Raw genomic sequence first — 10,765 nt, forward strand, 5'->3', positions numbered from 1 at the left:
CACGATGGCAGCCTCGAGAGCGGGGGGACACACCGCTATGGAGTGAAACGTCGACGCTTCACTTCTCGGCGTCTACTCGCCTTCGGGCCTTCCGACATGCTCGTAAAGCCTCGCGAGCACAGAGTAGTCCTTGCCGCCCCAGCCCTGTGCGATGACACTGGTGAACATCTCCCGCACCAACGCGCCGAGCAGAAGCGGGGTGCCGAGCTCTCCGGCGAAGTCACGCGCGAGGTCGAGGTCCTTACGCATCAGCGACGAAGCAAACCCCGGCGCGAAGTCATCCTCCACCGGGCTTCCGAGGACGAGTCCCTTGGCGGGCACCCGGTTGCGCCAGACCCAGGAGTCGCCGGTGGACTTGCTTACCACGTCGTAGATCACCCGGGGGTCGAGATCGGTCTTCGACGCGATGGCGTAGGCCTCGGCGACACGGCGGCGTTGACGGCGACGAGCAGGTTGTTGATGAGCTTGACCGTTCCCCCGGAGCCGACGTCGCCCACGTGGATGATGTTCGAGCCGAGGACGTTAAGCAGGGGCCGGATAGCGGCGAAGATGGCATCACTGGCACCCACCATCATGGTGAGCGTCGCGTTCGCGGCTCCGACGCTCGATCCGCTCACCGGGGCGTCGGCGAAGGAGACCCCGTGCTGCTGTGCCTGCTCGGCGAGGGACTTGGTGGCTACGGGGGAGATCGTGCTGACGTCGACGACGTATGTGCCCCGTTCCATCACCGAGAGCACTCCCTGGGGCCCCACGAGGGCGGTCCGAACGTGCTCGGTGTTGGGTAGCGAGGTGATCACCACCTCGGCCCCTCGGCAGGCCTCCGCGACGTGGTCGAATCCGATGAGTCCGCCGTGTTCCTGCAGTCGGCTCTCCTGCGTCTTGTCCAGGTCGAAGCCTTGGACCTGGAGGCCGGCCTTGACGAGGTTCGTCGCCATCGGCAGGCCAATGGTTCCCAGGCCCACGAAGGCAACCGTGGTGAATGCTGGCATTGATGTTCTTCCTCGAGGGCGTGCCGCCGGACGGTCGACGCGCGAATGATCACAGGGACAGAGCAAGGCGGCCGGCCACGCGGGCCGGCCGCCGGCGTTTCACGGCTCCAGGCGGACCGAGATCTGCTTGCGCTGGGTGTAGCTCTCAAGTGCCCCTTCGAGCGAGAACTCCCGGCCGATGCCGCTGCGTTTGTAGCCGCCGTAGGACTGGCCGAGGACCTGACCGCCGCCCTGGTTCACCTGGACCCAGCCGGCCTCCACCGTATGGGCCACACGGAGAGCGGCGCCGATGTCATGGGTCCAAACGAAAGCGGAGAGCCCGTAGTGGGTGTTGTTGGCCATCTTGACAACCTCGGCCTCGTCGTCCCACGGAATGGCCGCCACCACGGGGCCGAAGATCTCCTCGCGGGCCATGCGCCAGTCGTTACCGACGTTGGTGAAGACCGTCGGTGTGACGTAGTACCCCTGGGATAGCGCACCCTCTGTCGGCGGGCGCCCTCCGGTGGCGACCGTGGCTCCCTCCGTCGAGAGGCCCTCGTCGATGTAGCCGCAGACCCGGTCGAACTGCTTGGCGTTGACGATCGTCCCGATGTCTGTGGCCTCGTCGAGGGGGTCGCCGAGGACGAGTTTCTCGAGCTTCTCAGCGAAAGTGCCGATGAACGAGTCGAAGATGTCACGGTGGACGAACAGCCGTGAGCCAGCCGTGCAGGACTGCCCCTGCCGGGTGATGCGCATGGCCGACACGACGCCCTCCACCACCCAGTCCTGGTTGGCGTCAGGGAACACGATCTGTGGGTTCTTGCCCCCCAACTCGAGCGAGACGGGGACGATGCGATCGGATGCTGCCTGCATGACACGGGCGCCGACCGCCGTGGAGCCCGTGAAGGAGAGCTTGTCCACGTCCGGGTGGGTGATGAGCGCCTCGCCCGCTTCCTCGCCGTAGCCCGAGACCACGTTCAGCACGCCGGGCGGGAGGATCTCGGCGGCGACCCGTGCCATGGCATGCACGGCAAGGGGCGCTGCCTCCGCCGTCTTGAGGACGATCGTGTTCCCCGTCGCGAGTGCAGGGGCGATCTTCATCGCGCTCAACTGGATGGGTGCGTTCCATGGGACAACAGCACCGACGACGCCGTACGGCTCGAGACGGCTGTAGTCGAGGGTTTTCGGCCCGAGGGGAACGGTCTGGCCCTTGCTCTCGCTGGCGACACTGCCGAAGTAGCGGAAGACGTCAACGGCAAACTTGCTTTCACCCCGCGACTGCGTCCGGATGGCGTTGCCGTTCTCCAAGGAGATGAGCCGGGCGATACGCTCCACCTCAGGCTCCAGGGCGTCCGCGACCTGCTGGAGCAGTTTGCCTCGTTCGCGGGGGGCGAGGTCTCGCCATGCGGGGAACGCCTTGCGCGCCGCTGCCACTGCGCGGTCGATATCGGCCTTCTTGCCCCGCGGTGCCCGCCCACAGGTGCTCCGGTCTCGGGGGCTCTCGACGTCGATCCACTCGCCGGCGTCGGCCGCGCCCCACTCGCCCCCGATGAGCATCCCGGGGTCGCGATCGGTGGACGAAGCGATGTCCTCGATGGTTTTTGTAGCGGTATCGGTCATGTCAGATCAGGCTCCTTCGGTGGACGGTTGCGGGTCGGCGAGCGGGCTCCCCGGGATCACCCGGACCACGGCAGAGGAGTCGATCTCGCGTTCCTGTTGGTTTGCGAGCTTCTCGTAGAGGGCCGCCGTCAGCGAGGCGATCGAGAGCTCCTGTCCTGCCTTGGAGGCAGCATCGACAGCCAGGTTGAGATCCTTGCTCATCAGTCGGGCGGCGAAGCGGGGCTCGTAGTCGGCGTCCGCGGCCGAACCGGGGACGACGCCCGGCCACGGGCAGAAGTTCCGGATGGCCCAGCAGTCCCCCGAGGCGCTAGTGACGACATCGTAGAGAACCTTGGGATCCAAGCTCAGCCGCTCGGCGAGGGTGAAGGCCTCAGCAACCGCGACCAGGGTCGAGCCGAACAGCATCTGGTTGATCGTCTTGACCGCCTGGCCGGAGCCCGCAGCGCCGGCGTGGACGATCTTGGCGCCCATGACTTCGAGCAACGGGCGGGCGCGCTCCAGGGTCTCGGCCTCTCCACCCACCATGAAGGTGAGCGTTCCCTGCTGGGCTCCGGCCACGCCACCCGACACGGGAGCGTCGATGTAGTGGATCCCGCGCGATGCCGCATCCTGATGCATCTCCTTGGTGGTGGCGACGTCGATCGAGGACGAGTCGACGAGCACGGCACCGGCTGGCAGCTCGGACATGACCCCGTTCGGCCCCGTAAGTACCGCGCGAACCACGTCGCCGCGCGTAAGCATGGTCACGACGACTTCGGCGCCGGCGACGGCCTCACGAGCGGAGGAGGCGATGGCAACACCGTTCGACGCGGCCATCTCCCGCGCTTCCGGAACGACGTCGTATCCCGTCACCTCATGCTGAGCAGCCGCCAGGTTGGCGGCCATGGGGCCGCCCATCCGGCCGAGCCCTATGAACCCCACACGTGTCACGATCGCCTGCCTCTCGGTCTTGTCCTGCGGCGGTCCTGAGCCTGTACCAGCCGCGCATGCCGTCCTGGCCCTCCAACCTTGTGCTGCCCGCCGCCGTGGGACAATGGTCAAATTGGCCCGGCCCGCCTGCAGAAATGCCCAGTGCATGGAACAGAAATGCCCAGTGCATGCAAGTCGTACATGAGGTCGGGGCTGTACCGGCACTACCCCCAAAACCCGCGGGTGGGCACCCGCGGGTCGGGCCGCCGGGGATGCTGACTGAGAGAGCCGGCCAGTGACGTTCTGGGCGCTACACGCACCTCATCGTCAAACCTCCGTCCACGGGTAGGCAGACCCCGTTGACGTATGACGCCTCGTCGCTGGCGAGGAACAACGAGGCATTGGCTACGTCCCAACAGGTGCCCATCCGGCCCGTGGGGCTCGCGGCGTGCCGTGTGGCAAGCAGCTCCTCGATGCTTCCGGCCTGGCCGGCGAGCTGCTTGCGCACCAGTGGGGTGTCCATGAAGCCCGGCGCAACCGCATTGGCCCGGATCCCGTCGGCGGCGTGTGTCAGCGCGAGCGACACCGTCACCTGGTTCACCGCGGCCTTGCTCGCCATGTACGCGGGGTACGGGTAGCCCACGTCCCGCAGTGCCGCCACCGATGACACGTTCACGATGGCACCGCGACGCTGCTCGAGCATCGCGGGGAGGACGTGCTTCGCGGTGAGGAAAACGGTGTCGACGTTGATCTGGAACGCCCGCTTCCATTCGCGATACTCGAGTTCTACGGGATCGCCCAGTATCGTCGCGCCGACGTTGTTGTGCAGAACGTCGATGGCGCCGTACGCCTCGAGTGCCGCCCCGACCGCACCGGCAACCGCGTCACCGTCGGTGGCGTCGGCGGTGACGGCCATCGCCTCCCCGCCCTCCTCGAGGATCGAGGCGACGGTGTGAGCGGCTGCGTCCCCTGACAGATCCACCGCGACGACCCGGGCCCCCGCCCAGGCGTAGGTCACGGCGGCGGCCTGACCGTTGCTGACGCCGTCCGGGCCGCCACCGGCACCGAAGACGATCGCGACCCGATCCTCCAGTCGGCCTGTCACGCAGCACTCCGCTCGGCCACCAGCTCGAACGTGACTACGGCCGGCATCATCCGCGAGGCCGGGCCGAGCTGCCTGCCTGCGACGCGGCGCGTATGGGGACGGACACGATGTGCTCCTCCGTTGCGGGGGCGGGATGGCGGAGGCGGGCGGGTTCGCTCATTCCGGTCACCGGACGCGTTCGAGGACGGAGAAGTAGTTGGCCACCGCGGCGCCGCCCATGTTGAAGACACCGGCGAGCCGGGCATTCGGCAGCTGCATGTCGCCGGCCTCACCGGTGAGCTGCATTGCCGCCATCACATGCTGCGAGATCCCAGTGGCACCGATCGGGTGGCCCTTGGCCTTCAGGCCTCCGGACACGTTGACCGGCAGTTCACCGTCACGGGCGACCATGCCGGACTCGATGGCGGTCGCTCCCTTTCCCGGCTCGGCCAGCCCGAAGGCTTCGTACTCCAGCAACTCGGCGATGGTGAAACAGTCGTGGATCTCCAGCAGCGAGAGGTCCCACAAAGTCGTGCCGGCTTCCTCCATCGCGCGCCGGAACGCGGCGCGGGCGCCGGCGAACTCCAGGAGGTCTCCGCGCCGGCTCAGCGGTAGGTGGTCGTTGGCCTGCGCGCGACCTCGCCAGGTGACGGCGCGAGGCGCCGAGGCGGTTGCGTCGTCGGACTGCAGCACCATCGCGGCAGCCCCGTCGGAGACCATCGAGCAGTCCGTGCGACGCAGTGGTCCAGCGACCTCCGGATTCTTCTCGGAGACGGTGTTGCAGAAGTCGAAGCCGAGGTCCTTCCGCATGTGAGCGAACGGGTTCCGGGTCCCGTTCGCATGGTTCTTCGCCGCGATCCGGGCGAGCGTGGCCCGGAGGTCGCCGTACCGGTCGAAGTAGGTCTCTGCGAGGCCTCCGAAGATCGCTGCGAAACTGCCGGCCGCGGCCTCCTCGGCTCGGTACGACGCCGCGAGAAGTGCGTCGTTCACCACGGTCATCTCAGCGGCAGTCATCTTCTCGGCGCCCAGCACCAGCACCGTCCGCGCGCGCCCGGAGGCGACCAGGTCGAGACCGGCGAAGAGCGCAGCCGACCCGGTGGCGCAGGCGTTCTCCAGCCGGGTCGCCGGGGTCAGGCCGAGTGCGGGGAGCCCGACACCGACGAGGCCGGCCTCGAACCCCTGGGGCGAGAGACCCGCGTTGAAGACGCCGACGTAGATGGCATCGACCTCCGCGGGGTCGACCTCGGCGTGCGCGAGCGCTTCACCCGAGACGCGTGCCAGGAGCGTCTCGACGTCAGGTTCCTCGGCACGACCGAAGCGCGAGTGCGCCCAACCGGTCAGGTGCGGTGTGGCGGGCATGGTGTCCTCCTCAGATGCGGGGTCGGTGACCCTTGGTTGTGGTGATCGAGCCGGCGGGTCGTCCCGAGCCGGCGGACCCGGTCGGGACGGAGGCCAGGAAGTCCTTCAGCAGAGCTGCTTCGGCGTGGAGCGCCTCGACGAGCGCGACGCGACGCGGCCCGTTGAGCCGTTGCTCGATGCTCGCGATGCTCAGCGCAGCGACAGGTGAACCATCCTCGTCGCAGATCGCGACACCGATGGCCCACGATCCAGGTGCGGCCAGACCGGGATTGGTCGCGTAGCCGTCCCGGCGGCTCTGGGCCACGAGGTCGCGCAGCTTCTGGGAGTCGATGAGGGGGTAATGCCGCGCATTGATGTGAGCGTTGCGCTTCAGCATCTCCTCGACCTCGAGGTCGGGCAGTTCGGCCAGCATGGCCAGGGATCCGGCACCGACGCCGAGCGGGTGGCGGTCACCCACCCCCATCGCGTTGTTGCGGATCAGCCCCGAACCTTCTTCACGTCTCAGGCACAGGCCGTAGCTGCCCTGTCGCACGGTGAGAAAAGTGGTGTCCTCCGAGAGCTCGGCCAGTCGGATCAGGCTGTCGGTCGCGGCAGCGCGCAGCGTGTCGTGGCTTGATGTGGCCAGCTGAGCCAGCACCTGGGCCTGGACGCCGAGACGGTAGGTGCCCCCCGGCTGGAGCCGTTCGACGTACCCTGCCTCGCTGAGCGCGAGCAGCAGCCGATGTAGGGACGACTTCGGCAGACCGGTCGTGCGGGCAAGGTCGGCTAGCGTCACCCCGCCCGGCTGGTCGCGGGCCATCACGGCCACGACGTCGAGCAGCCTCAGGCCGCGATGGAGGCTCTGGGCGCCAGGCGTGAACTGCTGGTCGTCGAGCATGTGCGCGATGTTCCATTCTGCGGAACGTAGCAAGTGACGGCCGCGGCGCCGGAGCTGTGCGAGGTTTACCTCGCTGTTGAAGTTGACGCTCACCTGGCGAGTATGGACGAGAGGTCGCATGGCGGACAAACCCGTTCCACCATATGGAACCTCCATTTTACTGCATCGCTGAACGCTCTTGACACGCCCGGTCGCCGGGCCACAAGGTTTTGTGACCGTCGTCAGTCGTCGGTCGCGCCAGGGGCGATCCGACCGCACATGGCGGGGTTCACGGCGGCGAGCAGCCGTCTCCTCCCAGCTCCACCACCATCTACGCTGCCTGACCTCCGGAGATGTGGCGCATGCATACCACTGACAGCTTCGACCTGACCGGGGAGACAGCCCTGGTCACAGGAGCGGCACGCGGGATCGGTCGTGCGATCGCACGCGAGCTCGTGTTCCGCGGTGCCGATGCGCTCCTCGTCGACCTTCGGGAGCCCGCCGAGGTGGTCGACGAGCTGGGGAGCGAGTTCCCCGACCGCCGGGTTCTCGGTGCGGCCGTTGACGTCCGCAGCCCCGAGGCGGTCGGGGCCGCGGTCGAGCGGGCGGCTGACGATCTTGGCACGCTAACCATCCTGGTCAACAACGCCGGAACGGCGTCCCGGTCCAGCCTCGAGGCAATGACGCTGGACGAGTGGACCCTGGACATCGACACCAACCTCCGGGGGTGCTTCCTGTTGTGCCAGGCGGTGCTCACGTCGCCCAAGACCCAGGAGAGCATGCGGTCGGTCGTCAACATCTCGTCCATCAGTGGGATCATGGGCGGCCCCCGGTCCGGCGGCGCCGGAGGGGGCCGGTCCGGACCGGCGTACGCCGCCTCCAAGGGTGGCGTCATCGCCCTGACCAAGTGGCTCGCCAAGGAGGTCGGCGACCGTGGCATAACAGTCAACTCCGTGGCCCCGGGACCCGTTGCGACAGCCATGACCGGATCTGTCACCTATTCCCTTGACGACCAGCTGATCAAGCGGATGGGAACGCCCGAGGAGATCGCGGCTGCCGTCGCCTACCTGGCCTCGCCCGGAGCCCGCTATGTGACCGGCCAGGTGATCCGGGTCTGTGGGGGCGCGTCCGTCGGGTGATCCACGGGGAGCTGTCTCGCCACTTCCCGCCCGATGCCGTGTACCCTCGCTGAAGGAGAACTCTCGTGACCATCGCCCCAGCCGTGCGCGGCCTTCCCGGGACCGATCGCCGGACGCGGCGTACCCCGAACCTGGCCCGGGCTCTCTCCGGGACCGCGCTGCGTACGCCGGACGCGACGGGGCTAGTATTTCGCGGTCTGCGGTGGAGCTGGGGTGAACTCGATCGCCGCGTCGACGCGCTGGCCTCCGCGTTGCAACATCAGGGCGTTCGCCCTGGCTCGGTGGTGTTGACGCACTCCCCCAACTGCCCGGACCTGCTCACCGTGATGTACGCAGTGTGGCGGGTGGGTGCGGTGTGGGCGCCGACCAACTTTCGTCTGGACGTCGACGACGTGGTCGGTCTCGCCCGGCACATCGAGCCGGCGTTGTTCATCTGCCACAGTGACTTCTCTGCGTATGCCGAGGCGCTGGCCGCGGTGCCGACGTGGCCGCTCGGAGACGACCCCCGACCCGATCGCGCCGCCGCCGGCGGTGAGGTGGCGCGGCTGATCGCGGAGCACGACGGCCGAAGTCCCGACGGGTACGTGCCCCGCGTCGACGACCCGGCGTGGCTGTTCTTCACCTCCGGGTCCTCCCGCACGCCCAAGGCCGCGGTGCTCACACACGACCAGATGCAGTTCGTCGTGACCAACCACCTCGCCGACCTGATGCCCGGTCTGCGTGCCGACGACAGCACGCTTGTGGTCGCGCCCCTGTCCCACGGTGCAGGTATCCACGTCACGACGCACGTCGCGCGGGGAGCGCGGATCGTGCTCATGCCCGAGCAGCGGCTCGACCCGGCTACCGCCTGGCAGCTGGTCGAGCAGGAACGCGTCTCGACGATGTTCACAGTCCCGACGATTCTCAACCGGCTCGCACAGGACGACTCGGCCCATGCCTTCGACCGTTCTTCACTGCGGTACGTGGTGTACGCCGGCGCGCCGATCACGGCGAAGGACCTGGCCCGGGACCTCGACGTCCTCGGCCCGGTGCTCGTGCAGTACTACGGGCTCGGGGAGGTCACCGGCAACATCACGGTCCTGCCGACCTGGATGCATGAGTCGCTGCCGGTGCCGGGGGAGATCCCGCCCGCCGGCTTCGAACGCACCGGGATGCAGGTCAGCATTCAGGACGAGGACGGCAACGAGCTGCCACCCGGGGACCGTGGAGAGATCTGCGTCTGCGGTCCGGCCGTGTTCGCGGGTTACTACGCGAATCCTGCGACGAACGCAAAGGCCTTCAGGGACGGATGGTTCCGCACCGGCGACCTCGGCTACCTCGACGACCGGGGACTGCTCTACATCACCGGACGGACTCCGACATGTACATCTCAGGCGGCTCCAACATCGACCCGCGGGAGGTGGAGGAGAAGCTGCTGAAGCATCCTGACATCTCCCAGGTCGGTGTGGTCGGCGTGCCCGACCCGCAGTGGGGCGAGGTCGGCTATGCCGTATGTGTGCTGCGCGACGGGGTCGACCTGGACTCGCTAACGCTCGAAGGGTGGTGTCGGTCTAACGTGCCTCGGTACAAGGCGCCTCGTCGCGTCGTGGTGGTCGACGCGCTCCCGACCTCCGGCTACGGCAAGGTAACCAAGCAACTACTCCGAACCCTGCTCGAGGAACGTGGCGAGTGGCCCGTGGAAGGGAACATGTCGTGACCGCTGCTGTGGTGCCTCCGGGACCCCGTGGACTCCTGCTCGCCGCCGGGCTGTCGGTCGACCAGGTTCTGGACCGTCCCATCGACCGCGCTGCTCGCGCCTCAGACGCATCCCACTACCGGCTGACCCCTGCGGCGGTGGTCATCGCCCGTGACGCCGATGACGTGGCGCGAACCATCACTGCCTGTGCCGCAAACAGTGTTGGAGTGACGTTCCGCTCGGGCGGGACCAGCCTGTCGGGACAGGGAATCACCGACCAGGTGCTGGTTGACACCCGACGGCACTTCCGCGCTATCGAAGTGCTCGAGGAGGGCCGAGCGGTGCGCACCCAGCCCGGTGCCACCGTCCGAGCGGTTAACGCGCTGTTGCGTCCGTACGGCCGCCGCCTGGGACCCGACCCGGCCAGTGAGAGCGCCTGCACGATCGGTGGCGTGGTCGCCAACAACTCCAGCGGCATGAGCTGCGGCACCCACGCCAACGCCTACCGCACGCTGCTCGCCCTGAATCTCGTGCTTCCTAGCGGCACACGGCTCGACACCGGACGGCCGGACGCGGATGACGAGCTGCGCCGTACAGAGCCGGCCCTGCATGCGGGGCTGCTCGAGCTCCGAGACCGAGTGCGCGAGAATGCGGACTCCTTAAGGACCATCAGGCGGTTGTTCGCGATCAAGAACACCATGGGGTACGGCGTCAACGCGTTCCTGGACCACGACCAGCCCGCGGATATCCTCGCCCACCTCGTCGTGGGCAGCGAGGGCACGCTGGCGTTCGTCGCCTCTGCCACGTTTGCCACCGTCCCCGCGCCTCGGTTCGCCAGCACAGGGCTGCTCGTGTTGCCGTCTCTGGCCGAGGCAGCCGCCGTGCTCCCCGAGGTGGCTGCCACCCAGCCGGCGAGCATCGAGCTCATGGACACGGGATCGTTGATGGTGGCCACGCGTGGAGAGCGGGCCCCGGCAGGCCTCCGCGCCGACACGTTGGCCGCCCAGGCCGCCCTGCTAGTGCCTCGTCAACTGGGGTTGTGTCGTAATCGTGTCGCCTTGCGTTGACCGGCCTGGTCCTCGAGGCTTGCGCGCGGAGGTGGTCGCGTGGCGCGCAAGCCCGAAGTGTTCGCGCGGGAGTTGTCGATCGAGGAAG

Annotated in this window: 9 protein-coding genes and 1 pseudogene; 3 read left to right on the plus strand and 7 right to left on the minus strand. The window is 68.0% G+C overall.

Annotated features, from left to right (window positions below):
- Positions 1-72 precede the first annotated feature (72 nt).
- From GEV07_29445 to GEV07_29475, 7 genes are all read right to left on the minus strand, one after another.
- Positions 73-408: an NAD-binding protein gene (locus tag GEV07_29445; GenBank protein MQA06653.1), complete on the minus strand. Its 336-nt coding sequence runs from the start codon at positions 406-408 to the stop codon at positions 73-75.
- Positions 375-989: a hypothetical protein gene (locus tag GEV07_29450; GenBank protein ID MQA06654.1), complete on the minus strand. Its 615-nt coding sequence runs from the start codon at positions 987-989 to the stop codon at positions 375-377. The genes GEV07_29445 and GEV07_29450 overlap by 34 nt, the downstream gene beginning before the upstream one ends.
- 99 nt (positions 990-1,088) lie before the next feature.
- Positions 1,089-2,588, minus strand: coding sequence for an aldehyde dehydrogenase family protein (locus tag GEV07_29455; protein ID MQA06655.1), 1,500 nt, complete (start codon positions 2,586-2,588; stop codon positions 1,089-1,091).
- A gap of 6 nt (positions 2,589-2,594) precedes the next feature.
- On the minus strand, positions 2,595-3,518 hold the full coding sequence (mmsB, locus tag GEV07_29460; protein ID MQA06656.1) for a 3-hydroxyisobutyrate dehydrogenase: 924 nt from the start codon (positions 3,516-3,518) through the stop codon (positions 2,595-2,597).
- Positions 3,519-3,807: 289 nt separating this feature from the next.
- On the minus strand, positions 3,808-4,602 hold the full coding sequence (locus GEV07_29465; GenBank protein MQA06657.1) for an SDR family oxidoreductase: 795 nt from the start codon (positions 4,600-4,602) through the stop codon (positions 3,808-3,810).
- A gap of 165 nt (positions 4,603-4,767) precedes the next feature.
- Positions 4,768-5,940 carry a thiolase domain-containing protein gene (locus GEV07_29470; protein MQA06658.1) on the minus strand — a complete coding sequence of 391 codons (1,173 nt, stop codon included), beginning with the start codon at positions 5,938-5,940 and terminating at the stop codon, positions 4,768-4,770.
- 10 nt (positions 5,941-5,950) lie between these two features.
- Positions 5,951-6,973: a helix-turn-helix domain-containing protein gene (locus tag GEV07_29475; protein MQA06659.1), complete on the minus strand. Its 1,023-nt coding sequence runs from the start codon at positions 6,971-6,973 to the stop codon at positions 5,951-5,953.
- A gap of 185 nt (positions 6,974-7,158) precedes the next feature.
- On the opposite strand from GEV07_29475, the gene GEV07_29480 reads away from it, so the two are divergent.
- From GEV07_29480 to GEV07_29490, 3 genes and pseudogenes are all read left to right on the plus strand, one after another.
- The gene (locus GEV07_29480) at positions 7,159-7,935 is read left to right on the plus strand and encodes an SDR family oxidoreductase (GenBank protein MQA06660.1); all 777 of its coding nucleotides are present in this window, start codon (positions 7,159-7,161) and stop codon (positions 7,933-7,935) included.
- Between the two features lie 83 nt (positions 7,936-8,018).
- Positions 8,019-9,631, plus strand: a pseudogene (locus GEV07_29485) (AMP-binding protein).
- An 8-nt stretch (positions 9,632-9,639) separates the two neighbouring features.
- On the plus strand, positions 9,640-10,677 hold the full coding sequence (locus tag GEV07_29490) for an FAD-binding protein (GenBank protein MQA06661.1): 1,038 nt from the start codon (positions 9,640-9,642) through the stop codon (positions 10,675-10,677).
- Positions 10,678-10,765: the final 88 nt, after the last annotated feature.

This window comes from Streptosporangiales bacterium, assembly GCA_009379825.1.
Classification (GTDB): Bacteria; Actinomycetota; Actinomycetes; order Streptosporangiales; family WHST01; genus WHST01.